Source organism: Sanguibacter sp. 25GB23B1, from assembly GCF_040012415.1.
GTDB lineage: Bacteria > Actinomycetota > Actinomycetes > Actinomycetales > Cellulomonadaceae > Sanguibacter.
In genome coordinates this window covers 133,069-158,897 of sequence record NZ_JBDYKL010000005.1, presented here as the reverse complement: position 1 = coordinate 158,897, position 25,829 = coordinate 133,069, and the positions used below count along the sequence as shown (strand labels likewise).

Annotated in this window: 26 protein-coding genes and 1 tRNA gene; 17 read left to right on the top strand and 10 right to left on the bottom strand. The window is 70.7% G+C overall.

The annotated features are described in order from the left end of the window. Positions 1 to 802, bottom strand: an 802-nt coding sequence (locus tag ABKW26_RS05375; protein WP_348591541.1) for a TerD family protein, incomplete at its 3' end; no start/stop codon positions are given. Between the two features lie 182 nt (positions 803 to 984). On the opposite strand from ABKW26_RS05375, the gene ABKW26_RS05370 reads away from it, so the two are divergent. The 5 genes from ABKW26_RS05370 to ABKW26_RS05350 are packed head-to-tail and all read left to right on the top strand — an operon-like array spanning position 985 to position 6,855. Then, the gene (locus ABKW26_RS05370; RefSeq protein WP_348591539.1) at positions 985 to 2,142 is read left to right on the top strand and encodes an HpcH/HpaI aldolase/citrate lyase family protein; all 1,158 of its coding nucleotides are present in this window, start codon (positions 985 to 987) and stop codon (positions 2,140 to 2,142) included. Continuing rightward, positions 2,139 to 3,629 (top strand): phosphoribosyltransferase family protein, encoded by a 1,491-nt coding sequence (locus ABKW26_RS05365; protein ID WP_348591537.1) that lies wholly within the window; start codon positions 2,139 to 2,141, stop codon positions 3,627 to 3,629. Before ABKW26_RS05370 ends, ABKW26_RS05365 begins: the two co-directional genes overlap by 4 nt. A gap of 11 nt (positions 3,630 to 3,640) precedes the next feature. Continuing rightward, positions 3,641 to 4,876 carry a cysteine protease StiP family protein gene (locus tag ABKW26_RS05360; protein ID WP_348591535.1) on the top strand — a complete coding sequence of 412 codons (1,236 nt, stop codon included), beginning with the start codon at positions 3,641 to 3,643 and terminating at the stop codon, positions 4,874 to 4,876. Next, positions 4,873 to 5,733, top strand: a complete 861-nt coding sequence (locus tag ABKW26_RS05355; protein WP_348591533.1) for an HAD family hydrolase — start codon at positions 4,873 to 4,875, stop codon at positions 5,731 to 5,733. Before ABKW26_RS05360 ends, ABKW26_RS05355 begins: the two co-directional genes overlap by 4 nt. Before the next feature lie 60 nt (positions 5,734 to 5,793). Beyond that, the gene (locus ABKW26_RS05350) at positions 5,794 to 6,855 is read left to right on the top strand and encodes a GGDEF domain-containing protein (protein ID WP_348591531.1); all 1,062 of its coding nucleotides are present in this window, start codon (positions 5,794 to 5,796) and stop codon (positions 6,853 to 6,855) included. A 105-nt stretch (positions 6,856 to 6,960) separates the two neighbouring features. Here the strand turns inward: ABKW26_RS05350 and ABKW26_RS05345 are convergent, their stop codons facing one another. After that, on the bottom strand, positions 6,961 to 7,413 hold the full coding sequence (locus ABKW26_RS05345; RefSeq protein WP_348591529.1) for an Hsp20/alpha crystallin family protein: 453 nt from the start codon (positions 7,411 to 7,413) through the stop codon (positions 6,961 to 6,963). Positions 7,414 to 7,610: 197 nt separating this feature from the next. Between ABKW26_RS05345 and ABKW26_RS05340 the strand changes: the two genes are divergently transcribed. From ABKW26_RS05340 to ABKW26_RS05320, 5 genes are read left to right on the top strand one after another with little or no spacing between them, the layout of a single operon-like run. Continuing rightward, entirely contained in the window at positions 7,611 to 9,110 is a 1,500-nt protein-coding gene (locus ABKW26_RS05340; RefSeq protein ID WP_348591527.1) for a mechanosensitive ion channel family protein, read from the top strand. A gap of 16 nt (positions 9,111 to 9,126) precedes the next feature. After that, entirely contained in the window at positions 9,127 to 9,486 is a 360-nt protein-coding gene (locus tag ABKW26_RS05335; RefSeq protein ID WP_348591526.1) for an SdpI family protein, read from the top strand. A 60-nt stretch (positions 9,487 to 9,546) separates the two neighbouring features. Beyond that, a complete protein-coding gene (locus ABKW26_RS05330) occupies positions 9,547 to 9,960 on the top strand; it encodes a TfoX/Sxy family protein (protein ID WP_348591525.1) in 414 nt (137 codons plus the stop codon). 5 nt (positions 9,961 to 9,965) lie between these two features. Next, positions 9,966 to 10,826, top strand: a complete 861-nt coding sequence (locus tag ABKW26_RS05325) for a tetratricopeptide repeat protein (RefSeq protein WP_348591524.1) — start codon at positions 9,966 to 9,968, stop codon at positions 10,824 to 10,826. 48 nt (positions 10,827 to 10,874) lie between these two features. Then, on the top strand, positions 10,875 to 11,648 hold the full coding sequence (locus tag ABKW26_RS05320) for an ion channel (protein WP_348591522.1): 774 nt from the start codon (positions 10,875 to 10,877) through the stop codon (positions 11,646 to 11,648). 55 nt (positions 11,649 to 11,703) lie between these two features. Here ABKW26_RS05320 and ABKW26_RS05315 read toward each other — a convergent pair. Beyond that, a tRNA-Lys gene (locus ABKW26_RS05315) sits at positions 11,704 to 11,779 on the bottom strand. Positions 11,780 to 12,105: 326 nt separating this feature from the next. Here ABKW26_RS05315 and ABKW26_RS05310 point away from each other — a divergent pair. After that, on the top strand, positions 12,106 to 12,387 hold the full coding sequence (locus tag ABKW26_RS05310; protein WP_348591521.1) for a Fe-S cluster assembly protein HesB: 282 nt from the start codon (positions 12,106 to 12,108) through the stop codon (positions 12,385 to 12,387). Between the two features lie 116 nt (positions 12,388 to 12,503). Here the strand turns inward: ABKW26_RS05310 and ABKW26_RS05305 are convergent, their stop codons facing one another. Further along, a complete protein-coding gene (locus ABKW26_RS05305) occupies positions 12,504 to 13,265 on the bottom strand; it encodes a M50 family metallopeptidase (RefSeq protein WP_348591519.1) in 762 nt (253 codons plus the stop codon). A gap of 246 nt (positions 13,266 to 13,511) precedes the next feature. On the opposite strand from ABKW26_RS05305, the gene ABKW26_RS05300 reads away from it, so the two are divergent. The 3 genes from ABKW26_RS05300 (at position 13,512) to ABKW26_RS05290 (ending at position 16,173) form a co-directional block, all read left to right on the top strand. Next, positions 13,512 to 14,981: a DEAD/DEAH box helicase gene (locus tag ABKW26_RS05300; RefSeq protein WP_348591552.1), complete on the top strand. Its 1,470-nt coding sequence runs from the start codon at positions 13,512 to 13,514 to the stop codon at positions 14,979 to 14,981. Between the two features lie 138 nt (positions 14,982 to 15,119). Next, complete coding sequence (gene msrB, locus ABKW26_RS05295; protein ID WP_348591550.1) at positions 15,120 to 15,524, top strand: peptide-methionine (R)-S-oxide reductase MsrB; 405 nt, start codon at positions 15,120 to 15,122, stop codon at positions 15,522 to 15,524. A 52-nt stretch (positions 15,525 to 15,576) separates the two neighbouring features. Continuing rightward, positions 15,577 to 16,173 carry a GNAT family N-acetyltransferase gene (locus tag ABKW26_RS05290; protein ID WP_348591517.1) on the top strand — a complete coding sequence of 199 codons (597 nt, stop codon included), beginning with the start codon at positions 15,577 to 15,579 and terminating at the stop codon, positions 16,171 to 16,173. Here the strand turns inward: ABKW26_RS05290 and ABKW26_RS05285 are convergent. The 4 genes from ABKW26_RS05285 to ABKW26_RS05270 all read right to left on the bottom strand — a co-directional run bounded on the left by ABKW26_RS05285 (position 16,170) and on the right by ABKW26_RS05270 (position 20,606). Further along, a complete protein-coding gene (locus tag ABKW26_RS05285) occupies positions 16,170 to 16,700 on the bottom strand; it encodes a MarR family winged helix-turn-helix transcriptional regulator (protein ID WP_348591515.1) in 531 nt (176 codons plus the stop codon). The two genes, ABKW26_RS05290 and ABKW26_RS05285, sit on opposite strands and share 4 nt — an antisense overlap. A 111-nt stretch (positions 16,701 to 16,811) precedes the next feature. Then, on the bottom strand, positions 16,812 to 18,458 hold the full coding sequence (locus tag ABKW26_RS05280) for an MFS transporter (RefSeq protein ID WP_348591513.1): 1,647 nt from the start codon (positions 18,456 to 18,458) through the stop codon (positions 16,812 to 16,814). Further along, a complete protein-coding gene (locus ABKW26_RS05275) occupies positions 18,455 to 19,018 on the bottom strand; it encodes a MarR family winged helix-turn-helix transcriptional regulator (protein WP_348591511.1) in 564 nt (187 codons plus the stop codon). The genes ABKW26_RS05280 and ABKW26_RS05275 overlap by 4 nt, the downstream gene beginning before the upstream one ends. 121 nt (positions 19,019 to 19,139) lie before the next feature. Continuing rightward, positions 19,140 to 20,606: a sugar porter family MFS transporter gene (locus ABKW26_RS05270; protein ID WP_348591509.1), complete on the bottom strand. Its 1,467-nt coding sequence runs from the start codon at positions 20,604 to 20,606 to the stop codon at positions 19,140 to 19,142. A gap of 202 nt (positions 20,607 to 20,808) precedes the next feature. Between ABKW26_RS05270 and ABKW26_RS05265 the strand changes: the two genes are divergently transcribed. The 3 genes from ABKW26_RS05265 to ABKW26_RS05255 all read left to right on the top strand — a co-directional run bounded on the left by ABKW26_RS05265 (position 20,809) and on the right by ABKW26_RS05255 (position 23,459). After that, positions 20,809 to 21,408: a hypothetical protein gene (locus ABKW26_RS05265; RefSeq protein ID WP_348591548.1), complete on the top strand. Its 600-nt coding sequence runs from the start codon at positions 20,809 to 20,811 to the stop codon at positions 21,406 to 21,408. Between the two features lie 419 nt (positions 21,409 to 21,827). Next, positions 21,828 to 22,448, top strand: coding sequence for a DUF47 family protein (locus ABKW26_RS05260; protein ID WP_348591507.1), 621 nt, complete (start codon positions 21,828 to 21,830; stop codon positions 22,446 to 22,448). 6 nt (positions 22,449 to 22,454) lie between these two features. Beyond that, positions 22,455 to 23,459 carry an inorganic phosphate transporter gene (locus ABKW26_RS05255; RefSeq protein WP_348591505.1) on the top strand — a complete coding sequence of 335 codons (1,005 nt, stop codon included), beginning with the start codon at positions 22,455 to 22,457 and terminating at the stop codon, positions 23,457 to 23,459. A 48-nt stretch (positions 23,460 to 23,507) separates the two neighbouring features. On the opposite strand, the gene ABKW26_RS05250 is transcribed toward ABKW26_RS05255, so the two are convergent. Together ABKW26_RS05250 and ABKW26_RS05245 are read right to left on the bottom strand one after the other, a co-directional pair. Continuing rightward, a complete protein-coding gene (locus ABKW26_RS05250) occupies positions 23,508 to 24,128 on the bottom strand; it encodes an L-threonylcarbamoyladenylate synthase (RefSeq protein WP_348591503.1) in 621 nt (206 codons plus the stop codon). 51 nt (positions 24,129 to 24,179) lie between these two features. After that, positions 24,180 to 25,802, bottom strand: coding sequence for a methyl-accepting chemotaxis protein (locus tag ABKW26_RS05245; protein WP_348591501.1), 1,623 nt, complete (start codon positions 25,800 to 25,802; stop codon positions 24,180 to 24,182). Positions 25,803 to 25,829 lie beyond the last annotated feature (27 nt).

The window sequence follows — 25,829 nt, the reverse complement described above, 5'->3', positions numbered from 1 at the left end:
TGCCGTAGGTGGGGGCTGCGGGCGGCGGGGGAGTTGCGCGGACGTACGACGGTGCCGACGGGGCAGGGCTCGCCGGCGGTGCGGTCGCGGCCGGTCGGGTGTAGGACAGCGCTGCGGGCGCAGGTGGTGTCGCGGGCGCTGGTCGCACGTACGAGGGGGCGGACGGCGCTGCCGGTGCCGGCGGCGTCGCGGGAGGGGTGCGGACGTATGACGTCGTCGCCGGTGCCGTGGGTGCGACCGGCGGCTGCGCCGCGACGGGCGGGGCTGCCGGTGCGTCGTCCACCGTGATGCCGAAGTCGGTCGCGAGGCCGGCGAGGCCGGACGCGTAGCCCTGGCCCACCGCGCGGAACTTCCACTGCCCTGCCCGGCGGTACAGCTCGCCGGAGAGGAAGGCGGTCTCGGTCGTGGCGTCGGTGACGTCGTAGCGGGCGAGCACCTGGTTCGAGGCGAGGTCGGTGAGGACCACGTGGAGGCCGCGCACGGCACCGAAGGTGCCGCCGTCGGCGGAGGCACCGAGGATGATGCGCTCGATGCTCTGTTCCACCCGCGAGAGATCGACCTCGAGGGAGTCCTGCACGCTTCCGGCCGCGGGGCGCTTGGTGAGCTTGCGCACGGCTCCCGATGCGTGCTCCGGCTGGTTGAAGAACACGAAGTCGTCGTCGGAGCGGACCTTGCCGTCCGGCGTCAGCAGCAAGGCCGAGGCGTCGACGTCAGGGGTGCCCGCGCTCGTGTCCCAGACGAGGTCGGCGCGGATCCGCATGGCGTTCAGGGGGATGTTGGAGCCCTTGGTCATCTGCGTCATGGCCCTATAGTTCCAGAGCCTCCGCGCACGTCCACCCCGCGCGAGCAGGGAGGGGACAACTCCCCACGTCAGCACCGCACCAAACGGGCACTGCGTCCGTTATCTTGAACTGCGCCCCGACGCCAGCGAGCGCCAGAGTCTCGTCCTCACGAGAGTCCTCTTCTGCAGGGAGCCCCGAAAAGATGCGCCACTTCGACTATCTGAGCGATGCCGAGATCGACCGGCTGTTCTTCCGCGCGCCCGAGCAGTTCGACGTCGACAGCGACCCGCGCGTGCTCGCGATGGCGCTCGGTGCGACGCTCTACAGCCCGGCGACCCGGCCGAACCTCGCGCAGGACATCGCGAAGCGTGCGGCGAAGGGCGTCATCTCCTTCGTCGTGTGCCTCGAGGACTCGATCGCGGACCACGAGGTCCCGTTCGCCGAGCGCAACGCCGTCGAGCAGCTGCGCGCGTACGCCGAGTCGGGGTCTTCCGGTCCGCTCGTGTTCGTCCGTGTTCGTAACGCCGACCAGATCCGCCTCATCACGGAGGGGCTCGGCGAGCACCTCCACGTCCTCTCGGGCTTCGTCATCCCGAAGTTCCTCGAGGACACGGCGATCGAGTTCCTCGACGCGATCGAGACGGCGAGCGTCCTCGCGGGCCGCCGTCTGTACGCGATGCCCGTGCTGGAGTCCCCGGAGCTCGCGTTCCGGGAGACGCGCACGAGCGCGCTGCAGGGGGTCCAGTCCGTCCTGCAGAAGTACCGGGAGTCGATCCTCGCGGTCCGGATCGGCGCGACGGACCTGTGCTCGGCCTATGGGCTCCGGCGGACCCGCGAGCTGACGATCTACCACGTCCACGTCATCGCCGACGTCATCTCGGACATCGTCAACGTCCTCGGCCGCGCGGACGAGTCGGGCTTCGTCATCACCGGCCCCGTCTGGGAGTACTTCGCCCAGCACGAGCGCATCTTCAAGCCCCAGCTGCGCGAGACCCCGTTCGTGGAGCACGACGAGCGGACGCTGCGCCTGCGCATGATCGACGCGGACCTCGACGGCCTCATCCGGGAGGTCGTTCTCGACCAGGCGAACGGTCTGACGGGCAAGACCGTCATCCACCCGTCGCACGTGACTGCCGTCCACGCGCTGTCGGTCGTCTCGCACGAGGAGTACGTCGACGCGTGCGACATCCTCGAGGCGGACCGTGGTGGCGCGAAGGCGTCGGGCTACCGGAACAAGATGAACGAGAGCAAGCCGCACCGCGCCTGGGCGGAGCAGCTTGTCCGCCGGGCGGGGGTCTTCGGCGTGACGCGCGAGGACATGACCTACGTCGACGTCATCAGCGCGAGCGGGATCGCGTGAGCCCGTCGACGATCGGGACAGCGCCCGTGTGGGCGGGTACGTGGGTCGCCGAGAGGCTCGGCGTGAGCGTGCAGACGACCGGTTCGACGATCGGGATCGAGCTCGACGAGCTCGTGGGCCTCGCGATCCGTCGCAACCCGCGCCGGGCGCACCTCCTCGTCTCGACGGTGCTCGGCAAGCACGTGCCCACCGACCCGCGCATCGTCTACGGCGCGGGCCTGCTGCTCGGCTTCCTCGTCTCGGACGTGCTCGCGGGCGCCGGGTCCGTCGCGACGAGCGCGCGTGCGGCCGGGGTGGCCGACTCGTTGCGCGCGGCGCTGGCGGCCGAGGACGGGGTGGCCCCGGCGGCGTTCCTCGACGCGGTCGAGTCCCTCCGGGCGGCTGCCGACGTGACCGGGCCGTCGACGGTCGTCGTCGGGTACGCCGAGACGGCGACCGCCCTGGGGCACTGCGTGGCCGCCGCGCTCGACGTCCCGTCCCTGCACTCCACCCGGCGAGCCGTCGAGGGCGTCACGCCTGCCGCCGGGTTCGCGGAGGAGCACTCCCACGCCACGGAGCACCTCCTGCTCCCGCAGGACCCGCACTTCCTCGACGACGCGGACACGGTCGTGCTCGTCGACGACGAGATCTCGACCGGACGGACGGCGCTCAACACGATCCGTGCGCTGCACCAGGCGCACCCGCGCGGGCGGTACGTCGTCGCGTCGCTCATCGACCTGCGCTCGGACGCCGACCGCGCGCTGTTCGCGGAGCTGGCCACCGATCTCGGGACGCGCATCGACGTCGTCACCCTCGCGTCCGGTGCCATCGCGCTGCCGGGAGACATCCTCGACCGGGCGGAGCGTCTGCTCGCCGAGGTCCCGGCTGCTCCAGCCGATCCCGCCGCCACCGCGACTCCCGCCGCCACCGCGACTCCCGCCGTCGACGCGTCACACGACGCGGCGCACGCTCCCGTGCGCCGCGCGGCCGGGTGGGGGGACGGTGTGCGCGACGGCGCACGCCACGGCTTCAGCCCGACGGACGAGGAGCCCCTGGCTGCCGCGGCGGACCGGGCGGCCGCCGAGGTCGTGCCGGCGCTGCACGGTGACCGGGTGCTCGTCCTCGGTTTCGAGGAGCTCATGTACGCACCGCTCCAGGTGGCGCTCGCCCTGACGGAGCGGCTGCGACCGGCCGGCGGCGGGGTCGCGAGCGTCCGCTACTCGACCACCACACGGTCGCCCGTCCTCGCGGTCGACGACCCGGGATACGCCATCCGGACGACCCTGACGTTCCCGTCGCACGACGACCCGAGCGACGGTCCCGGACCGCGTCACGCGCACAACGTCGCCCCCGGGATTGAGGGATCACGGCGCTTCACCGATATCGTCATGGTCATCGACTCGCCCGCCGACACGGCGGAGCTGTCCATGCCCGGCGGCCTTCTCGACCGTGTCGCCGGTGGGTGCGACCAGGTCCACCTGGTCGTCATCCCCTCGCACATCCCCTAGGAGCCCACACTGTGACCGTCGACACCGGCACGATCACCGAACCGCCGCAGGACGACGCAGCACACACCGCCGCGCCCGCCCCGGCAGTCCCGCTCCACGGTCCCGCGTTCGGGTCGTACGCCGCGCACGAGGTCGCGTGGCTGCTCAGCGACCTGTCCGACGTCGAGCTCGAGGCACCTACCGAGGAGCGCGAGGAAGCCATCCAGTCGGGTGGCGCGCACTACGCGGAGTCCCTGCCGGTCGAGTACCAGCCGACCGCCGAGTACCAGCAGCTCTTCCACAGCGCGCTGCGTGAGTCCGCCGAGCGTCTCGCGCACGCCGTGGGCGTCGTGACGGACCTCGTCGTCGCCGAGCGCGGCGAGCGTGCGGTCCTCGTGTCCCTCGCCCGCGCCGGGACGCCTGTCGGCATCCTCATGAAGCGCTGGGCCAGCTACTCCCACGGGCTCAACCTCCCGCACTACGCGGCGAGCATCGTCCGCGGCAGGGGGATCGACCAGGTCGCGCTCGCGTACCTCGCCGAGCACCACGACCCGGCCGACATCGTGTTCGTCGACGGGTGGACCGGCAAGGGCGCGATCGCCCGCGAGCTCACCGCCGCCGTCGAGCAGGCCAACGAGGCCCTCGGCCTCGCCGGGCGCACGTCCCGCTTCAACCCCGACCTCGCCGTGCTGGCCGACCCCGGGCACTGCGTGCGCCTCTTCGGTACACGGGACGACTACCTCATCCCGTCGGCGTGCCTCAACTCGACGGTCTCCGGTCTCGTCTCACGGACCGTCCTCAACGACGGCCTCATCAAGCCGGGCATGTTCCACGGCGCGAAATTCTACGCAGACCTGGCCTCGACGGACGTGTCGGCGGAGTTCCTCGACGTCGTGAGCATGCAGTTCTCGCACGTCGCGGACTCGGTCGCGGTCGCTCTCGCCGCGCGGCGGGCTCTGCCCGAGCCCGAGGTGACGTGGGCCGGCTGGCAGGCGGTCGAGGCGATCAGCACGGAGTACGGGCTCGGTGACGTCAACCTCGTCAAGCCCGGTGTCGGTGAGACGTCCCGCGTGCTGCTGCGTCGTGTGCCGTGGAAGATCCTCGTCCGGACCGACGCGGCCTCCGAGCTGGGTCACGTGCGCCTGCTCGCGGAGCAGCGCGGGGTCGAGATCGTCGAGGTCGACGACCTCCCGTACAGCTGTGTCGGCCTCATCCACCCGCAGTTCACGCGCGGGGCCACCGGCGCCGACGGGACGGCCGCGAAGTGAGCGGTACGCCCGGGGACAGGCCGCTCCCGGTCATCGCGGCGAGCGACCTCGACCGGACCCTCATCTACTCGGGCAAGGCGGCGCGCCTGGGCCTCGAGCCGGACGCCGACCCGACCGAGCTGCTGCGCGACCTCGCCTGCGTCGAGATCTACGAGAGCAAGCCGCTGTCCCACGTGACGCAGGCGGCGCACCGGAGCATCGCGTCGCTCGCCGAGCTGGGGGTGCTCGTGCCGGCGACCACGCGCACGCGTGCGCAGTACAAGCGCATCACGCTGCCGGGACCGCCGGCGCGGTTCGCCGTCACGGCGAACGGCGGGTTCATCCTCGTCGACGGTCACGCGGACAAGGCCTGGACGGCGCAGGTGGCCCGCGTGCTCGCGGACAGCTCGCACCCGTACTCCGAGGTCGAGGGGTACATGCAGTCGGTGTTCAAGCCGGAGTGGACGCGCAAGCTGCGCGGCGCCGAGGGCTTGTTCTGCTACGCCGTGGTGCACCGCAGCGACGTTCCCGACGGGTTCGTCGAGGAGGTCACGGGGTGGGCGCAGGCGCACGGCTGGCGTGCGTCGTTGCAGGGCCGCAAGTTCTACCTCGTGCCGGACGAGCTGCGCAAGGGCTCGGCCGTCGCGGAGGTGGCGCGCCGCGTCGGCGCGGAGACGATCCTCGCGGCGGGCGACTCCCTCCTCGACGCGGAGATGCTCGAGTCCGCCACTCGGGCGATCCGCCCTGCGCACGGCGAGCTGCACGACGTCGGCTGGTCCACACCGGGTCTGACGATCACGCCGTCGGCGGGCGCGGCCGGCGGCGAAGAGATCGCTGCTTGGCTGCTCGCGACAGCGACCGAGCACCTGAGCGGCTGAAGATCTGCGGCATGGTCGACGAACGTTCAGAAGCCCCAGGCACGGGCCGATAGAGAGCCTGTGACCACCCTCGCGGACGACGTCGATGTCGTCCAGGACCAAGCCGAGCTCCAGCTCATGCGGCTCGTCTGCATCGCCATGTTCGCGATCGGCGGTCTGACCTGCCTCATCGGGGTGTGGACCACGCAGGCGACGGCAGAGTCCCAGGTGGCGCAGGCCGCGATCGCCCTGGGCTTCCTCCTCCCGGCGCTGGGTCTCGTGCTCGTCAAGAACCCGCGACGGAGGATCATCGAGGCGGGAGCGCTCTGGAGCATCGCCCTGCTCAGCCTCCTCACCGCGCTCTCGGACCCGCTGGGCATGGCGCCCTTCTTCTACGTGTGGCCGGTCATCGTCACCGCGTACTTCTGCCAGCCGCGCGAGCTCTTCGGGACGTACGCCTGGATGGTGCTCGGGCTCGGGACCGGGCTCTGGTTCAACGAGACGTACGCACTGAAGCTCGACACCTTCATCGGGACGGTCGCCACTGTGGGGATGCTCGCGGGACTCGTGTCGACGATGACGCGGCAGCAGAAGCGGTTGCGGAGCGAGCTGGCGGCGGCGGCGGAGACGGACCCGCTCACCGGGCTCCTCAACCGGCGGGCGTTCAACCCGCGGCTCGAGATCCTCGTCGCGGAGGCTGCGGCGGACGGCACCGCGCTGTCCGTCGTGATGTTCGACCTCGACCACTTCAAGAAGGTCAACGACGAGCACGGCCACCTCGTCGGCGACCTCGCGCTGCAGACGGTCGCGGAGCTCTTGCAGCAGCTCACGCGCTCGGGCGACCTCGTCTCGCGCTTCGGCGGCGAGGAGTTCGCGGTCGCCCTGCCGGGCGCGGACGCGCGGGCGGCGGTCGCGTACACGTCGCGGCTGGCGCTCGCGCTGTGCGGCCGGCCGGTCGTCGAGGGTCTGGTGCTCGCGGCGAGCGCGGGGATCGCGACGATGAGCACGGCGGCGGAGTCTGCTCAGGTGCTCCTGCAGCGGGCCGACACAGCGCTCTATGCGGCGAAGGACGGCGGCCGCAGCCGGGCGGCGGTGTGGGCCAAGGAGGTCGTCGTCTGCAACCCGTTCGGGCAGGCGTCCTGACGGGCTCGGGAGACGACGGTTCCCGTCAGATGACGGTGCCCGCCCGGATCGCTCCGGGCGGGCACGGGGTGAGCTGGTTCTCGTGCTGCGGCTCGTGCCGGTGGTTCAGCTCGCTTCGATGGTCTCGTGCTCGTCGCGCGAGCCGACGGGCGTGGATCCTCCGGCGTGGGTGATCTCGATGCGGCGCGGTTTGGCGCTCTCGGCCACGGGGATCGTCAGGGCGAGGACGCCGTCCTGGTACGTCGCGTCGATGGTGTCGAGCGCGAGGCCCCGGCCGACGGTGAGCTGGCGGGCGTAGGTGCCGGTCGGGCGTTCGCGGACGAGCCACTGGGCGTCGGAGTCGGAGCGCGCGGTGCGCTCTGCGCGGATCGTCAGTGTGCGGTCCTCGACGGAGACGTCGATCGTTCCGGGGTCGACTCCGGGCAGGTCGACGTTGAGGACGTAGTGGTCTCCGGAGCGGAAGAGGTCCATCGGCATGCCTGCGGCGCCGCGTGCGCTCGAGGTCATCGTGCCGAAGAGCCGGTCCATCTCCTGGAAGGGGTCCCACCTGGTAGCCATCGCGCATCACCTCCTAGACGAGGGCTCCGGACCGTCCGGGGCCCCTGCGGCCTCGGTCTCGGCGGTGCCGGTCCCGAGTGCTACATCTTCAGTTTTAGCACTCGACCACGGAGAGTGCCAGCCTGTTCGGGGGGCTTGTTCGTCCAGAGCGAACACCGTCGAGCGGGCGTCCAGGTTCACTGCCTAACCTGGGTGGCATGCCTGATGCAGACAACCTCCCGTCGACCAACGTGGGGCTGACCCTCCTCGCCATCGCCGCGGCCGCTGTCGTCGCCTTCGTCCTCGGTGCCGTGATCTCGGCGGTCGTCCGTCGTACCGGTCGCGGCAACGCGTTCGTCGCTGACCTCTCCCGACGCATGAAGCGCCCCATGCGGGCCGTGCTCGTGGTCGTCTCGATCTGGATCGCGCTGAGCGTGACGACCGACTCGGAGCTCGGCTGGTGGGGTGTGGTGCAGCACCTGCTCGTCATCGCGCTCATCGTCGTGTGCGCGTGGTTCGTCGGGGCGCTCGCCTTCGTCATCGAGGACAGTGCCGTCAAGCGCTTCCGCACGGACATCCCTGACAACCGTCATGCGCGTCGCATCCGGACGCAGATCACCGTGATCCGGCGCCTCACGGTCGCGATCATCGTCGTGTGCGCCATCGCCGGGGTGCTCCTCACGTTCCCGTCGGCGCGCGCGGCGGGCACGTCGATCCTCGCGTCGGCCGGTGTCATCTCGCTCGTGGCGGGCCTCGCGGCCCAGTCGTCGCTCGGCAACGTGTTCGCGGGCCTGCAGATCGCGTTCACGGATGCGATCCGGGTCGACGACGTGGTGGTCCTCGAGGGCGAGTGGGGGCGTATCGAGGAGATCACCATGACGTACGTGGTGGTGCACCTGTGGGACGACCGCCGGCTCATCATCCCGTGCATGTACTTCACGACGACCGTGTTCCAGAACTGGACGCGGCGCGCTGCGGACCTCCTCGGCACGGTCGAGATCGACCTCGACTGGGAGGTCCCGATGCCGCCGATGCGCGCCGAGCTCCAGCGCCTCCTCGAGGCGACGACCCTGTGGGACAAGCGCGTGGGCATCCTCCAGGTGACCGACGCCGTGGGCGGTTTCGTGCGCGTGCGCGCGCTGGCGAGCGCGGTCGACGCCGGGACGCTCTTCGACCTCCGGTGCTACATCCGCGAGGGCCTCGTCGACTGGTTGCAGCGCCAGGCCCCGCAGGGGCTGCCACGGACCCGCCTCTCGGGGTCCGACGAGGGTGCTGCGTTCGTCGAGTCGCTCGTTGGTGCGAAAAACTCGGGCACGAAACGACGCAAGGGCCAGGCGACCGGTCAGCTCACGGAGGACGGGGCGGAGGAGGCGAAGGTGACGGACGAGCCGCACCTGCCGAAGCGTGTGCCGGTGCGCGTCGCCCGTCCGGGCGTCCGGATGCACCTCTCCGAGCCTGCCCGCGGCCTCTACCCGAGCGACACCACCGGGGACGACGAGCGGGCTGCCGCGCAGCGCGAGGCCGACGCGACCGTCGTGCTGCCGGCCTCTGAGGGTGGGCTGTTCACCGGGAGCGTCGCGGCCATGGAGCGCTCGCGGGCCTTCTCCGGCCCGGGCCAGGAAGTCCTGGAGGAGCGTGAGCGCACCGCGAAGATGCAGCGCATCGAGGACGACGACGAGCCACCGCGGCGGACGGCTGACAGCACGGACGAGGGCTGAGGCCGAGGTGGACGACATGATCGTGGGGATGGTCGGGATGCTGGGCGGGACCGTGCTGCTGCCGGCGGTCACGCTGCCGCTGACGCGACAAGCGGCGGACGGGAGGCTCGCGCTCAACCACACGGCGGGTATCCGGACCCGGGCGACGAAGTCGTCCGACGAGGCCTGGCGGGTCGGGCACGCGGCTGCGCTGCCGGTCCTCGCGCCGGCGGTGCCGGTTGCCGTGGTCTCCGTGGTGCTGGCCGTGGCGCTCCAGGTGCTGGCCGGCGGGATGTGGGGCTTTGCGGTTGCGGCGACGGGGTTCGTCGCGGAGACGCTCCTCATCCTCCGGTCGGCCTGGGTGGCTGACAGAGCCGCACGCCTCGTCGGAGGATAGGGATGCAGGGCTTGGTGGTCCGGGGCAATCAGTCTTCCGGCCGACGCCGAGGGGGAAACGATGACCGATCAGTCGCCGCTGGCCGCCCGGCTCCGAGCAGTGCTGGGAGACGAGCAGTCGGTGCGTGAGGTGAGGATGTTCGGCGGGCAGGCGTTCATGGTGAACGACAAGCTCGTCGCCAGCGCGCAGAAGGACGGCAGCCTGCTGGTCCGCATCGCCACTGATCGTGACGGGGAGCTGAGGGAAGTTCCCGGAGCGTCGCGGGCCGTGATGGGGGCCGACCGGACCATGGGTCCCGGATGGCTCTCTGTGACGGCCGAGTCGATCGCCACCGACGAGCGGCTGGCCTTCTGGGTGGGCGCAGCGATGGAGCACGATCAGGTGGCGCCGGCGGCGGACGAGGGATCTGTCCTGGCACCCGTGACTGCGCGACCGGACGGCAGCGGTGAACGTCATCCGCGTCCTGCACAATGAGCCGCATGGACGACGAGCTCGACGCGCGCCTCGCGAGAATCAGCTCGTCTGCAGACGTTGACGAGCTCCTCGACGTGGGATGCGACCTGGCTGAAGCCGGGCGGCTGCACGATGCGGAGCGGTGCTTCGCGACCGCTGACGATCTCGGTTCGCCGACGGCTGCCTTCAACCTGGGCAACACGCTCGGACAGCTCGGCCGCGGCGTCGAAGCAGTGACCGCCTACGAGCGGGCGCTCGCCGGCGGCGAGACCGATGCCTGGCTCAACCTCGGGAACGTTCTCAAGGATCTGGGCGATCTCGCAGGCGCGATGCATGCGTACCGCGGGGCAGCCGCCGCGGGGGACAGCAACGGGAGCGTCGCCCTCGCGTTCTGCCTCCGGGAGCAAGGGGAGCGCGACGAGGCGATGGCCGTGGCTCGGACGGCGGCAACGGCTGGGAACGAGATTGCGCGTGCCGTGGTGGCCTGCTGGGAATGGTGCCGCACTCTGGATCCGTCGCTCGAGCCGGAGCTCCGCGCGGGCGCCGAGCACTTCCCCTCAGCACGGGCCGACCTCGGAGACCTGCTGCGCTCGACGGGCCGGGTCGCCGAGGCGCGCGAGGTCCTGGAGCGAGGGACCGGCCGTCGGGAGGTGGAGTGCTGGCTGCCGCTCGGCAATCTCTTGTCCCACGCGCTGGGCGACGAGCACGCGGCCGAGGCGGCGTACCGCAGCGGCATCACCGCCGGCGACACCTTCTGTCACAACAACCTCGGCGTCCTGCTGGAGGAACGTGGCGACGAACGGGGCGCAGAGGAGCAGTGCCGGCTCGGCGCCGCCGCCGGCGACGCGCTTGCAGAGCGTGCGCTGCGCGACCTGCTCACGCCGTGATTCTGCTGCTTCCACCGCGGGACAGGCCGAGCCTGGCACCATGACTGCATGACTGGACGTCAGGCATGGGAAACGCACAGCGACATGGCCCTGACGGTCGCGGCGCTCATCTTTCTCGGCGCGTACGCCGTCCCGATCATCTGGCCGATGCTCGGTCAGCCATGGGCCGGGGTGCTCACAGTGATCGTGGCCGTCATGTGGCTGATGTTCGGTGTCGACTACGCCGTTCGCCTGTGGCTCAGCGAGGATCGTGGCTACTTCGTCGCGCACAACCTCTTCGACCTCGCCGTCCTCGTCCTGCCGATGTTGCGGCCGTTGCGTCTGCTGCGTCTCGTCATGCTCCTGTCCGTGCTCACACGGACGGGCTCGAACGGACTGCGCGGACGGGTCGTGACCTATGCGGTCGGCGGGACGGCGCTCTTGATCTTCTGCGGGGCACTGGCGATCACGGACGCCGAGCGGGGAGCTGCTGACGCGACGGTCGTCGGCTTCGGCGAGGGTGTGTGGTGGGCGATCACGACGCTCACGACGGTCGGCTACGGCGACACGTACCCGGTTACCCTGACCGGACGGCTCGTCGCCGCCGTGCTCATGGTCGCAGGCATCGCACTCCTGGGAATCGTCACAGCGACGCTCGCGTCGTGGCTCGTCGAGCGCGTCTCCGAGACGACAGAGGCAGAGCAAGCAGCGACGCGCAGCCAGGTCGAGGAGCTCGCGGCGGAGGTGCGGATGCTTCGGCTGGAGATGGCGACCTGGCTCGAAGGAACGCGCGAATCTGACGCTGGGCGCGATCGAGCTCGCGTGAGAGGTCCGCGGGAGTGAGTGCGTCGTCGTCCATGTCGTCATCATGGCGGCGGCACGGCGATGCCGGACTGAATGGTGGGCCCCGTGGGGCTCGAACCCACGACCCGCGGATTAAAAGTCCGATGCTCTGCCAACTGAGCTAGGGGCCCGCGAGGCGGCGTCCGGTGGTCCGGGAGTGTTGCCTCGACAAGCGAACAGGGTACGCGGTTTCGCTCCGGGACGGGGACAGGAGGGCTCGCGCCGCGCCGCGCGCACGATCTTCACAACCCACCGAGGGCCCCGGAAAGTCGCGGCAGGCGCCGTGATCCAGGCGCCATCGCATCTCACACTTCGGTCAAATCGGGCATCCGCGGTTGCGTTCGGGCCTGATCGTTGTTTCGGTAGAGGGGACCGAATGACTCCCACACAGGGCATCCGGCGGCGGGCGATCCCCGCTGCAGGCGCCCGGGAGTGCCCGGCTTCGAGAGGATTCCTCGTGCTTTCTGTGACTGACAACGCCCGACTTGCCGTTCAGGACCTCGCCGACCAGGCGAACCTGCCCACCGACGGAGGCCTGCGCATCGCGGCCGCCGGTGACGCACCGGGCGACTTCGACCTGGCGCTCGTCGCCGAGCCGATCCCGACCGACGAGGTCATCGACCTCGGCACCACGCACGTCTTCGTGGAGGAGTCCACGGCTCCCGCGCTCACGGACCTCAGCCTCGACGCTGAAGCCAGCGGCGAAGCGACGGCGTTCAGCCTCACCCCGCAGGCCTGACACACCCGCATCGTCGACCTGCCTCGGCCGCCACGCTCACGCGTAGCGACCGGGGCATCGTCGTGCCCGGCCCGGCCCGTTCCAGCCAGCCAGCCAGCCGGCCCGCCCGGTCGGGATCAGAGCTGAGCGAGGTCCCCGAACTTCGGCAGGTCCGCCACGGACCACGCGCCGATCCACCAGGAGCCCAGCACCAGCGCGCCCACCGTGATGACGAGGAACACTCCCACCCAGAACAGCCCGGGGAACGGCGTGAGCTTCGCGAGGATGTCGGCGTCGGACGTGCGTGCCTGGCCGGCGCGGCGTGACCGCTGCAGCTCGATGACCGGACGCGGTGCCCCCAGCAGCAGGAACCACGTGACGAGATAGGCCGTGGCCGTCTGCCACTCCGTCGGCGCGTACCAGGACACGAGGACGAGGGCCACGCCGCTCACGAGGATCGACAGCAGACCGAACCAGTTGCGGATCTGCACGAGCATGAGCGCGAGCAGCACGACGAGCAGCCACAGCAGACCGATCGCGTAGCCCTGCCGCAGCAGGAAGGCTGCGCCGAGGCCCACGAGCCCCGGACCGACATACCCGGCCAGGGCCGTGAGGATCATCCCGAGACCGCGCGGCTTCCCGTACGACACGGTGAGGCCCGACGTGTCCGAGTGCAGCCGGATGCCGGAAAGCCGGCGACCCGTGCACAAGGCGATGAAGCCGTGCGCCCCCTCGTGCGCGATCGTCACGACGTGCCGCGCCAGGCGCCACGTCGGACCGAAGACGACGATGACGAGCGCAGCGGCCGCCGTCGCCCACACGACCCACTGCTCAGGCGGCGGGAGCGGCTCGGACGTGCGGGACCAGATCTCGGTGAAGAACTCGGTGATGGGCTGCACGTGGGCCATTCGACCACATCGGCGCTCCTCACGGGTGCAGACGCCGTGCAGGAGTCGAGCATCACAGCCCCAGGTACTGACGCCCGGTCACGACCTCGTGAGAGACTGGCCGTCAGGAAGCGCGATGTTCGCGCACCGAGCGTCGAGGGATTCGCCCGACGGCGCATAGAGATAAGGCATCCCTTGACGAATTCACAGCGCTCCGGCGCGCCCGCAACTCCCGCAGCGACGACCCCGGCCGCGACCATGTCGTTCAACGACTTCGCGATCCCCACCCCGATCGTCACGCACCTCGCAGCACAGGGCATCGAGTCCCCGTTCCCCATCCAGGTCGCCACGCTCCCCGACACGCTCGCGGGACGCGACGTCCTCGGCCGCGGGCGCACCGGCTCCGGCAAGACCCTCGCGTTCTCCATCCCCATGGCCGTGCGCCTGGCAGCCAGCGGCGGACGACGGACCCCCAGCCGCCCCCGCGGCCTCGTGCTCTGCCCCACCCGTGAGCTCGCGAACCAGATCAACGCGGTCATGGAGCCCATCGCCAAGGCGCTCAACCTCACGACGACCGTCATCTTCGGTGGCGTCGCCCAGTCCCGCCAGGTCAGCGCGCTGCGCGGCGGCGTCGACATCGTCATCGCCTGCCCCGGCCGGCTCGAGGACCTCATCGGCCAGAAGCACATCTCGCTCGACGGCGTCGAGGTCACCGTCCTCGACGAGGCCGACCACATGGCCGACCTCGGCTTCCTCCCCGGCGTCAAGCGCATCATGGACCGCACGCCCGCCAAGGGTCAGCGCCTCCTCTTCTCCGCGACGCTCGACAACGGCGTGGACCAGCTCGTCAAGCGGTACATGGACTCGCCCACGAGCCACTCCGTCGACAGCGCCGAGTCGCCCGTCTCCACGATGATCCACCACGTCTTCGAGGTCGCCGACGCCACCGCCAAGCGCGACGTCGTCAAGGAGCTCGCGTCCGGCCTCGGCCGCCGCGTCCTCTTCACCCGCACGAAGCACCAGGCCAAGAAGCTCGCCAAGCAGCTCACCGCCGACGGTGTCCCCGCCGTCGACCTCCACGGGAACCTCGGCCAGGGCGCACGCGAGCGCAACCTCGCCGCGTTCTCCTCCGGTGACGTCCGCGTCCTCGTCGCCACCGACATCGCGGCCCGCGGCATCCACGTCGACGAGGTCAGCCTCGTCGTCCACGTCGACCCGCCCGCCGAGCACAAGGCGTACCTCCACCGCTCCGGCCGCACGGCCCGCGCCGGCTCTTCCGGCGACGTCGTGACGATCATGCTCCCCGAGCAGCGCGGCGACGTCCGCGACCTCACTCGCCTCGCCAAGATCACCGCGCAGCCCCGCAAGGTGTCCGCTGGCGACGACGCGATCAGCCGCCTCGTCGGCGAGGTCGCGGCCTACGTCAAGCCGTCACCCGTCGTCGAGCAGCCCCAGCAGCAGCGCAACGGCGGTGGCGGCCGTGGCCGCTCCGGCGGTAGCGGCCGTGCAGCCGGCGGCGCACGCAGCACCTCGTCGGCATCCGGGGCGCGCGGCTCCGGCCGCAGCGCCAGCAGCGCGAGCAGCTCCCGCGGGAGCGGCTCCGGCGGCAGCCTCGTCCAGTACTCGTCCAGCGCGTCCGGCTCCGGCTACACCTCCGGCAGCGAGGGTGGCGGCCGCGGAGGCCGCAGCCGCCCCGCAGCCGGCGGCGGACGCCGCGGCCAGCGCTGACCCGAGCGTCACGCGCAGCACCTGAGCAGCACAGCGTCACAGCACCACACGGAGCCCGTCGGATGATTCCGACGGGCTCCGTCGTTGTCTGTGACGCACCATGGGAAGGACGTACGGATGCACCACGAGAGGGAGAACATGGCTTACGAGGTCGACAAGACGGACGCCGACTGGCGCGCGGAGCTGTCCCGCGAGGAGTACCAGGTCCTGCGCCAGGCAGGCACCGAGCGCCCCGGCACGGGTGAGCTGCTCAACGAGAAGCGAGAAGGTGTCTACAGCTGTCGTGCGTGCGGCAACGAGCTCTTCCGCTCCGACACCAAGTTCGACGCGCACTGCGGCTGGCCGAGCTTCTTCGCACCGCAGGACTCGACAGCCGTCGAGCTCATCGAGGACCGCACCCTCGGCATGCTGCGCACCGAGGTCCGCTGCGCCCGCTGCGGGTCCCACCTCGGCCACGTGTTCGACGACGCACCACAGACACCGACCGGTGACCGGTACTGCATGAACTCGGTGTCCCTGACCTTCGCCGAGCCGACAGCCTGACGGATGCACCCGGCAGGGTCGAGCGCGGGCCAGACCCTGCCAAGATGGGTGCATGACCTCACCTCTCGACGCCGTCGACTGGCCCGCGCGCACAGCACGCCTCACACTCCGGCCGGCGACTCCTGACGATGCCGAGCCGACGTGGCGGTACCACCGGCTCCCCGACGTCGGCCGGTGGATCACCCGCGCCCCGGCGACCTTCGAGGACTACCTCCTCGCCTTCGAGGACCCGGAACGGCTCGCGAAGACGCTCGTCGTCGAGCGCGGCACCGAGATCATCGGTGACCTCATGCTCGCCGTCGAGGACGCCTGGGCCCAGGCCGAGATCCTCGAGCCGGCGCGCGGGGTGCACGCCGAGCTCGGCTGGATCCTCCACCCGGGCCACGCCGGTCACGGCTACGCGACCGAAGCCGTCCGCGAGCTCCTCCGGATCTGCTTCGAGGACCTCGGGCTGCGCCGAGTCACGGCCGCGTGCTTCGCCGACAACGAGCCGTCGTGGCGCCTCATGGAGCGCGTGTCGATGCGACGGGAGGTCTACACCGTCCGCGACTCGTTGCACCGCGACGGTCAGTGGCTCGACGGCATCGGCTACGCACTCCTCGCCGACGAGTGGCGCAGCGCCCAGCGCACCCTCGAGGCCGGGCGCTAGCTGCCCGGGGTCTCCTGGTCGCCCGTCGGCCCGGCCGAGTGCTCCGGAGGGATCCTGGCGCTCATCATCGAGTCGGCGACGTCGGTGATCCGGCCACCGTCGAGGTCGAGGTCGATGAGCCGCTGCAGGAGTGTCGCGAGGGTGCTGACGTCGTCGCGGGGCCACTCGTGCAGGCTCGCCCGGACGAGCGTGGTCCGAGCGCTCTGGGCGGCGACGAGCATCTCACGACCGAGAGTCGTGAGCTCGATCGCCATCCCGCGGCTGTCGTGCGGGTCAGGCGACCGCCGGATGAGCCCTGCGGTCTCCGAGCGGCTCAGCTGGCGGGACACGGTCCCGGGATCGAGCCGGAACTCGGCGGCAAGGTTCTTCGCCAGGCTGCCCGGGTGGCGGTCGACGAACGCGAGCAGCGTGTACAGCTCCGCGTCGAGGTCCGGGTGCGCGACCGCAGAGATCTCGGTCGACGCCCCGTGGGCGCGCCGGAAGAGCCGGCTCAGCTCGCGTTCCAGCGCGACGTAGGGGTCGTCCATCGACCGATCATGACAGCAGATCCTGGGCAAACACAGGGAGCGGTCCCGGTGAGTTCTGGTGCTGGACGACCGGTCGAGGACGAACCCGCCGGAAGCGGACGCCACCGCTGGTCAGACGCGCACGGGCTCGTCCTGTGCCGGGGCGGCCGCGCGCGCACGCAGCTCGTCGAGCTGCTGCTGCACGCCGGACTTCTGCCCGAGCGGCACCTCCTTGAGGAAGAGGATCGCGACGAGCGCGACGACCGAGATCGGTGCGGCGACGAGGAAGATGTCCGCGACACCCGACCCGTACGCGCTCTCGACGACGTCCTTCACCGGACCGGGCAGGGTGTTCACGTCGGGGATGGTGCCGCTGTTGAGCGCACCGCCCTCGATGCCGAGCGTGGCGAGGCCGCGCGAGAGGTCCGATCCGATCCGGGAGCCGAGGATCGCGCCGAGCACGGCGACACCGACGGTGCCGCCGAGCGACCGGAAGAACGCGACCGTCGACGTCCCGGTGCTCACCTCGCTCGTCGAGAGGGAGTTCTGGGCCGCGAGCACGAGGTTCTGCATGAGCATGCCCATGCCGGCGCCGAGGATGAAGAGGAACACCCCGATGAGCGCCATGTTCGTGTGGTAGTCGATGGTGCTCATGAGCGCCAGGCCGGACGTGAGCGCGATGGCCCCCGTGATCATGTAGCGCTTGTAGCGGCCCGACCGGGAGATGAGCGCACCGGAGACCGTCGAGGCGAGGAACTGCCCGGCGATCATCGGGATCGTCAGCACCCCGGACATCGTCGCGGACTTGCCGCGAGCGACCTGCATGTATTGGCTGAGGAAGACCGCGGTGCCGAACAGCGCCACGCCGACGCCGACGCTCGCGACGACCGTGAGGACGAGGGTGCGGTTGCGGAAGAGTGTGAGCGGGATGATCGGTGCCTCGACCCGGCTCTCGACCCACACGGCGACGCCGAGGACGACGAGCGAGCCGCCGACCATGACCGCGGTCTGCCAGGAGGCCCACGCGAAGGTGTTTCCCGCGAACGTCACCCACAGCAGTAGCGTGGCGATGCCGACGGACAGGAGCAGGGCGCCCCAGTAGTCGAGCGCGACGCGGACTCGCGGGAACGTCGGCAGGCGCAGCGTGCGCTGGAGGACGATGATCGCGGCCACGGCGAAGGGGATGGCGACGAAGAAGTTCCAGCGCCACCCGACGCTGTCCGTGAGGACCCCGCCGAGCAGCGGTCCACCGACCATCGCGAGCGCCATGATGGCGCCCATGAGGCCCATGTACTTGCCGCGCTGGCGCGGGGAGATGATGTCGGCGACGAGGATCGTCGCGAGAGCGGTGAGGCCACCGGCGCCGATGCCCTGGAAGGCGCGGCCGGTGATGAGGACGCCCGTGCTGGGCGCGAAGCCCGCGACGGCGGCGGAGACCACGGTGATGACGAGCGCGATCTGGATGAGCGTCTTGCGGTTGACGATGTCGGCGAGCTTGCCCCAGATGGGTGTGCTGATCGTCGTCGTGAGGAGCGTCGCGGTGACGACCCACGTGAACGCGGACTGGGTGCCCTCGAGGTCGGAGATGATCCGGGGGAGGGAGGAGGAGACGACCGAGGTCGCGAGGATCGAGACGAACATGCCGAGGAGGATGCCCGAGAGGGCTTCGAGCACCTGGCGGTGCGACATCTCCTGGGGTTCGCCGACGACCTGCTGGTGGCCGTCGGGGGACGACGGTTCCTTGACCAGGTCGCCGGTGGTGCTGGTTGAGCGGGTCATGCGTCGGTGTCCTTCGGTTGCTGCGGGTTCTGGTCGGTCGCTCGCTGCTGTGCCGGTCCCGGCGGGTGCTCGGGTGCCGAGGCGTAGCCGGCGACCGTCTCGGAGAGAGCCGAGAGGTGCTGCACGGTGGCCTGGATCTGCTCCGCGTCCCACCCTCCGAAGATCTCGCTGAGGAGGTGGGTGATGTGCGTGCGGATCGTGGCGACCGCGTCGTGGCCCTGGTCGGTGAGGCCGATGGTGCGGGCTCGGCGGTCGCCGTCGTCGACGGTGCGACGGACGAGGCCTGCGTCGACGAGCGCGCTGATCTGGCGGCTCGCGACGGAGAGGTCGACGCGCAGGTGCTGCGCGATGCAGCCGATCTGCACGGGGCCGGTGACGTGGAGGTACCGGAGGATGCTGATGCTCGCCCGGGGCATGTCGACGGTCCGTGCGAGGAGACCGCCCATCTCGCGCTGTGCGCGCCCGAACGCCTCGAGCGCCCCGATGAGGTCGGTGACGGCGGGTGCGGACGGCTCGGGTCGGTTGCGGTCGCTCGTCGCGTCCGTCGTGGTGTGCTCCATGGGTCTCCTCCGGCGCTTCTCCTCCATCCTACGAACTTGCTTGCCGAATGCAAGTGTTAGCGAAAGAGAGAGCGCTCACACCGGGCCGCCCCACCCCCAGGGCGGCCCGGTGCGGCGCAGATCAGGTGCGGTCCTCCATGTCCTCGAGGTCACGAGAACGCGTCTCCTTGACCTTCGTGAGGACGAAGAAGAAGGACAGCAGGGCGAAAGCGCCGTACATGGCGTAGACGACCTCGAGTCCCAGGCCGGCAGCCATGGGTGGGAAGGAGACGGTGATCGAGAAGTTCGCCAGCCACTGGGCGGTCGCGGCGAGCGCGAGGGCGGACGCCCGGATGCGGTTGGGGAACATCTCGCCGAGGAGCACCCACACGACCGGGCCCCAGGACGCACCGAAGGAGATGACGAAGACGTTCGCCGCGACGAGGGCGATCGTGCCCCACGACCCGGGCAACGAGACGTCGTCACCGGTGCCGATGGCCTGCGTGAACGCGACCGCCATGGTGCCGAGCGCGATCGTCATGCCCACCGACCCGGCGAGCAGGAGCGGCTTGCGCCCGATCTTGTCGACGAGCGCGATCGCGATGAACGTCACGAGCACGTTGGTGATGGCGGTGATCGTCGAGACCGTGAACGAGTCCGCGTCGTCGAACCCGACGGAGCGCCACAACGTCGTCGAGTAGTAGAAGATCACGTTGATGCCCACGAACTGCTGGAACATCGACAGCAGGATGCCCACCCAGACGATGGGGAGCAGGCCGAAGCGCGGTCCACGCAGCGAGGACTGCTTCTCGAGCTTCGCGTCCTGCTCGACGGTGGCGCGGATCTGCTCGATCTTCTCGTCCACGTCGACCGGCCCGAGGACGGACCGCAGGACCGTCGTGGCCTCCTCGAGCTTTCCCTGGGCCACGAGGAAGCGCGGCGACTCCGGCACGGTGAGCGCCACCCACGCGTAGAGCGCAGACGGGATCACTGCGACGAGGAACATCCAGCGCCACGCCTCGAGGCCGAAGAGGCTGTCACCGAGCGCGATCGGCGTGCCGTCGGACACGGCCCCGGCCGTCGAGGCGAACAGCTGGTCGGAGAGCAGGGCGGCGAAGATGCCGAGCGTGATCGCGAGCTGCTGGAGCGACGCGAGCCGACCACGGATCGCGCTCGGAGAGATCTCGGCGATGTACGCGGGCGTGATCACCGACGCGATGCCGATGCCGATGCCGCCGACGATGCGCCAGAGGATGAGGTCCCACACGGCGAACGCGAAGCCCGACCCGATGGCGGACACGAGGAACATCAGCGCCCCGACGAGCATGACCCGCGGACGTCCCCACCGGTCGGCGAGCCTTCCGGCGTACCAGGCACCGAACGCGCAACCGAGCAGGGCGACGGCGACGGAGAAGCCGGTGAGGGTCGCGCTCAGCTCGAAGTCGGTCTCGATCGCGTCGACCGCCCCGTTGATCACGGAGCTGTCGAAACCGAAGAGGAAACCGCCGATCGCAGCTGCGACGGAGAGGGCTATCGCCTTGCGGTGCGCTGTTCGCGCCTCCGGGGTGAGGGGGGCTTCCTTGCCCGTGCCGTGAGCAGAACCGACCATCAGTGCCTCCTGTACGGGCCGCACGCGGCCTGGAGGGGTCGCGCGACGGCAAGTTGCGAGGCCGCCGATGTGCGCGTGGCGGAAGGCGCCCCCGGTCCTTCACACTGTAGCCATGAGCAACTCGATCGGCGCGGGCAGCGGAGCGACCCACGGCCCGGGCGGCGGTGGCCCGGCGGGCCCGCCCCGGCCCCGGCGCCCCGCGATGCTCAGCCCGCGTGAGGCGGACGAGATCCCCGGTGACATCGACCCTGGGCTCCGGGGTGAGATCGCCCACACCACGGCCGCCGCGATCGTCGACCGGGCGCGTGCGTCGGAAGACCCGGAGGTCGTCGAACGTCTCGTGCGCCTCGTCGAGGACGAGGGCCTCGACGTCGTCGCGGGTCTCTGGGCCGACAGCCCGGCCGAGACTCTTCCCGGCGCCCTGTGGCGCATGTACGTGCTGCGCGAGTGGGTCCGACGCGACCCCGCGACCGTCGCCGACCGCTACCGGCTGGGCCTCCACGCGGCTCCGGTGCCCAACGTCGTCGCGGGCGTCGTCACACCTCCCGGACCCGAGGACGTGCGGGACGTGGCCGACGCGGTGCTCTCCGGTGTCTTCGCAGGTGACCTCGCCGTCGCCCTCGAGCGGGCCGGCGCGTTCTGCCGCGTCCTCGCCACCGGCGCGGCCTTCGACGCCGACCACGTCGAGACCGTCGACGCCGTCCACGCGACGCGCATGACCCGCGGCGCGGCGTCGCTCGTCCGCACCGCGGAGGAGCTCGAGCACGCCGCAGGGCTCTGGCGTGCGGGCCGCCTCGACTGACGTCTCGCACCGGTCTGCCACCGGCCGCGACCCGTCTCCGCTACACAGATCGCGGCGTCGGCCGTAAACTGTTGACCGACGTCGGGCCACGGTAGCCCCGGGCTCCACATCAAGCCGCTACGAGCGGCCTTCGCGCCGACAGGCGCTCTGTGGTCCGGCGTCATCACATCCCTCGGTCGAGCCCCCCTTGCGCGTGCTCCCGGTGCCATTCCGCCCCACCCTCTGGGACCTGTGTCCCTGACCTTCGCCCGACCCTGTGCGTTCGGCCAGAGTTTGCCTGCAGGCCACCCCCGGAGTTGTGTGTTCACCAACCGGTGGCCCTACTCTTGGAACGATCACCTGATCAACCTCTCGCTGCCCCGCAGCACGCACGCGTGCTCACTGGCAGGGAACCCCGCTTCCCCCCACCGGAGCCTGCTGTGCGCCTGCGCCTCACCCCGCGCGATACCTCGTTCTTCGACCTTCTCGCAGCGTCCGCCGATCACCTGGTGACCGGCGCGAACCTGCTGAGCGAGCTCCTCGGAGCCGACCGGCCGGGCCGCAAGGCGATCGCCAAGAAGCTCGTCGAGGCAGAGCACGCGGCGGACGACGCGACGCACACGATCATGCGCCGGCTGAACTCGACGTTCGTCACCCCGTTCGACCGAGACGACATCTCCGGGCTGGCCTCCGCGCTGGACGACTGCATGGACCACATGGAGGAGGCCGGCGACCTCATCGTGCTCTACCGGCTCGACGAGCTGCCCGCCCGCGTGTCCGACCAGATCCAGGTGCTCCAGCGCTGCGCCGAGCTCACCGCAGCCGCCATGCCGCACCTGCGCTCGATGGGCGACCTCACCGAGTACTGGGTCGAGGTCAACAGCCTCGAGAACCAGGCCGACAAGATCCACCGCAAGCTCCTCGCGCAGCTCTTCGACGAGATCTCCGACCCGATCCTCCTCATGAAGCTCAAGGAGGTCGTCGAGACGCTCGAGGCCGCAGCCGACGCGTTCGAGACCGTCGCGAACATGGTCGAGACCATCGCGCTCAAAGAATCCTGACCCGCAGTGGAACTCGCGCTCGTCATTCTCGTCGTCGCGCTCGCACTGAGCTTTGACTACACGAACGGTTTCCACGACGCAGCCAACGCGATCGCGACCTCGGTCTCGACGCGCGCGCTGACGCCCCGGGCCGCCCTCATCATGGCCGCGGTCATGAACTTCACCGGGGCGCTGCTCGGGACCGAGGTGGCCGAGACGATCGCCACCTCGATCGTCAACCTCGACGGCGCCCCGTCGCACCAGGCGCTCGTCGTCGTGGTCTGCGCGCTCGTCGGAGCCATCACCTGGAACCTCATCACCTGGTGGTTCGGCCTGCCCTCGTCGTCGACCCACGCGCTCATCGGCGGGCTCGTCGGCGCCGGGCTGGCTGCCGGTCTCGGTGTCTACGGCTCGGCGATCGTCGACAAGGTCGTGCTGCCGATGATCGTCTCGCCGCTCGTCGGCTTCGGCCTCGCCTTCGCGGTCATGGTCGGCGTCCTGTGGATCTTCCGCAGCGCCTCACCGAGCAAGACCACCCGACGGTTCCGGATCGCACAGACGGCCTCCGCCGCCGCGATGGCCCTCGGGCACGGCCTCCAGGACGCCCAGAAGACGATGGGTGTCATCTTCATGGCGCTGCTCACCGTCGGCTGGGCCGACCGCGACGAGGGCATCCCCCTCTGGGTCAAGCTGTCCGCCGCCGCGGCGATCTCCCTCGGGACGTACTCCGGCGGCTGGCGCATCATGCGCACCCTCGGTCGCAAGATCATCGAGCTCGACCCCGCCCGCGGGTTCGTGGCGGAGTCCGTCGCGGCGGTCGTCCTCTACGTCAACGCGTTCGTCCTCCACGCACCGGTGTCCACGACGCACACGATCACGTCCGCGATCATGGGCGTCGGCGCGACCAAGCGGCTCTCCGCCGTGCGCTGGGGCGTCGCGAAGAGCATCGGCATCGCCTGGGTGCTCACCATCCCGGCGGCCGCCGCCGTCGCCGCGCTGATGTTCTTCATCCTCCACCCGATCCTCGGCTGAGCAGCCGCTGACCGACCGCTGGCCGACCGGTGCCGACGGGTCGCCGCGCTACTCGAAGCGGTCCGGGTCGCCGAGCCCGCGCCGCACGACCTCCGGGGCGCCGCTCGACCAGTCGACGACCGTCGTCGGCTCCGTGCCGCAGTCGCCGCCGTCCACGATCGCGTCGAGGACGTGGTCGAGCTCTTCCTTGATCTGCCAGCCGTCCGTCAGCGGCGACTCGGCGCCGGGGTGCACGAGGGTGCTCGAGAGCAGGGGGCCGCCGAGCTCACGCACGAGGGCGAGCGCGACCGGGTGGTCCGGGATCCGCACGCCCACCGTCTTCTTCTTCGCGTGCGCGAAGCGCCGCGGCACCTCCTTCGTCGCAGGCAGGATGAAGGTGTACGCGCCGGGCGTCGCGGCCTTGATGGCTCGGAACGCCGAGTTGTCCAGCTGGACGAACTGCCCGAGCTGCGCGAAGTCGGCGCACACCAGCGTGAAGTGGTGCTTGTCGTCGAGGCGCCGGATCGCACGGATCCGGTCGGCACCCGTATGGCTGTCGAGCGAGCAGCCGAACGCGTAGGACGAGTCGGTCGGGTACGCCACGAGCGCGTCGTCACGCAGCATCTGGGTCACCTGGGCGATGACACGTGCCTGCGGGTTCTGCGGGTGGACGTCGAAGTATCGGGCCATGAGCACGAGCGTAGGCCCGCACGGGTGCGGTGCGCAGCCTCAGGCGCGAACTCAGTAGGTGAAGACCTGCACCCGGTCGCGCAGGTCCGTGGACAGCTGCGCGAGCTCCGCGATGGAGACCCCGACCTGGGACAGGACCGTCGACGTGCTCGCCGCGGAGTCCGCCACCCCGACGATGTTCGAGGCGATCTCGGCCGATCCCGTCGCGGCCTCGCTCACCGACCGTGACATCTCGTTCGTCGTCGCGGTCTGCTCCTCGACGGCGCTCGCGATCGTCATCTGGTAGTCGTTGATGCTCGCGATGATCGCCGCGATCTCCTCGATCGCGACGACGGCACCGGCCGTGTCCGCCTGGATGGCCTCCACCCGGCGAGCGATGTCGTCCGTGGCGCCGGCTGTCTCCCGGGCCAGCTCCTTGACCTCGCCGGCCACGACCGCGAAGCCCTTGCCCGCCTCGCCCGCGCGCGCCGCCTCGATCGTCGCGTTGAGCGCGAGCAGGTTCGTCTGCTCCGCGATCGACGTGATCGCCTTGACCACGGTGCCGATCTCCGCCGACGACGTCCCCAGCTGGGCGATCGTCGCGTTCGTCGCCTCGGCGACGCCGGTGGCCTGGCTCGCGACCCGTGCCGCCTGGTTCGCGTTCTCCGCGATCTCCCGGATCGAGGCACCCATCTCCTCCGCGCCGGCGGCGACGGTCTGGACGTTGCGGCTGACCTGCTCGGCCGCCGACGCGACGACGCCCGCCTGCGTGCTCGTCGCGTCCGACCCGCCGGCGACCTGGGTGTTCGCTGCCGACAGCTCCTCGGCGGCGGCGGCGACGGTGTTCGCCGTCGTGACGACGCCGGCGACGAGGGTGCGCAGCTTGCCCTGCGCCGTCCGCAGCGCCTCGGCCATCCGACCGAGCTCGTCGCGGGACTCGAGACCGGACGCCCGTGTGAGGTCCCCGTCACCGAGGGCCTCGATCGTCCCTTGCACGCGGCCGAGGTCGTGCACGAGACGGCGCAGGACGAGGACGACCGCGGCACCGGCCAGGAGGATCCCGAGCGCACCGGTGACGATCATCGTCACCGTCGAGCTGCGTGCGTCCTCGTGGGTCGACGTGATGGACGCCGCGGCGCTCGCGCTCACCGAGTCGATGAGGGCCTGGAGCGCGTCGGAGACCTCCGACGTCAGCGGGCGGACCGTCTCGACGTACGCGTCGTGGTACGCCGTCGAACCCTCCTCGACGACGGGCTCGATCTCGACGAACGCCGCCTGGTAGCGCGCGTACGCATCCTGCAGGTCTGCGTAGGCCGCGTCGTCGAGGACGTACGGCGCGTAGCCGGCGATGTTGTCGAGAGCGTCCGCGTCGAAGCCGGACATGTCCTCGAGGATCGAGGCGCGGTTCTCCGGCAGGACCATCCCGTACTCGAGGACGCGTGCGCGGCTCGCCTGGAACCATCGCTGCATGTTGACGAGGTACGTCTGCGGTTCGATCGACGTCCGGTTCAGCTGCGCGGCCCCGTCGTCGAGCCCCTTGATCCGGGTGGCGCCCAGCGTCGTGACCGTCGCGGTGACGAGGACGAGGATCGCCAGCGCCGCGCCGACACGCACGCTCACCGGGAGGTCCGAGACACGGCGCCGTCCGGTCTGCGGTGCGTGGGTGTCCTTCGGGGCGTGCGCTGGCGTGCTCATGGGAGGTCCTGTCGTGGAGGAGCGACC

Excerpts from the sequence above, each read along its gene's own strand:
- ABKW26_RS05285 (WP_348591515.1), bottom strand. The coding sequence starts at position 16,700 with ATGGACGACCCCTACGTCGCGCTGGAACGCGAGCTGAGCCGGCTCTTC.
- ABKW26_RS05325 (WP_348591524.1), top strand. The coding sequence starts at position 9,966 with ATGGACGACGAGCTCGACGCGCGCCTCGCGAGAATCAGCTCGTCTGCA.
- ABKW26_RS05290 (WP_348591517.1), top strand. The coding sequence starts at position 15,577 with ATGACCTCACCTCTCGACGCCGTCGACTGGCCCGCGCGCACAGCACGC.
- ABKW26_RS05275 (WP_348591511.1), bottom strand. The coding sequence starts at position 19,018 with ATGGAGCACACCACGACGGACGCGACGAGCGACCGCAACCGACCCGAG.
- ABKW26_RS05345 (WP_348591529.1), bottom strand. The coding sequence starts at position 7,413 with ATGGCTACCAGGTGGGACCCCTTCCAGGAGATGGACCGGCTCTTCGGC.
- ABKW26_RS05245 (WP_348591501.1), bottom strand. The coding sequence starts at position 25,802 with ATGAGCACGCCAGCGCACGCCCCGAAGGACACCCACGCACCGCAGACC.
- ABKW26_RS05330 (WP_348591525.1), top strand. The coding sequence starts at position 9,547 with ATGACCGATCAGTCGCCGCTGGCCGCCCGGCTCCGAGCAGTGCTGGGA.
- ABKW26_RS05280 (WP_348591513.1), bottom strand. The coding sequence starts at position 18,458 with ATGACCCGCTCAACCAGCACCACCGGCGACCTGGTCAAGGAACCGTCG.
- ABKW26_RS05265 (WP_348591548.1), top strand. The coding sequence starts at position 20,809 with ATGCTCAGCCCGCGTGAGGCGGACGAGATCCCCGGTGACATCGACCCT.
- ABKW26_RS05320 (WP_348591522.1), top strand. The coding sequence starts at position 10,875 with ATGACTGGACGTCAGGCATGGGAAACGCACAGCGACATGGCCCTGACG.
- ABKW26_RS05270 (WP_348591509.1), bottom strand. The coding sequence starts at position 20,606 with ATGGTCGGTTCTGCTCACGGCACGGGCAAGGAAGCCCCCCTCACCCCG.
- ABKW26_RS05370 (WP_348591539.1), top strand. The coding sequence starts at position 985 with ATGCGCCACTTCGACTATCTGAGCGATGCCGAGATCGACCGGCTGTTC.
- ABKW26_RS05250 (WP_348591503.1), bottom strand. The coding sequence starts at position 24,128 with ATGGCCCGATACTTCGACGTCCACCCGCAGAACCCGCAGGCACGTGTC.
- ABKW26_RS05335 (WP_348591526.1), top strand. The coding sequence starts at position 9,127 with ATGATCGTGGGGATGGTCGGGATGCTGGGCGGGACCGTGCTGCTGCCG.
- msrB (WP_348591550.1), top strand. The coding sequence starts at position 15,120 with ATGGCTTACGAGGTCGACAAGACGGACGCCGACTGGCGCGCGGAGCTG.
- ABKW26_RS05300 (WP_348591552.1), top strand. The coding sequence starts at position 13,512 with ATGTCGTTCAACGACTTCGCGATCCCCACCCCGATCGTCACGCACCTC.
- ABKW26_RS05340 (WP_348591527.1), top strand. The coding sequence starts at position 7,611 with ATGCCTGATGCAGACAACCTCCCGTCGACCAACGTGGGGCTGACCCTC.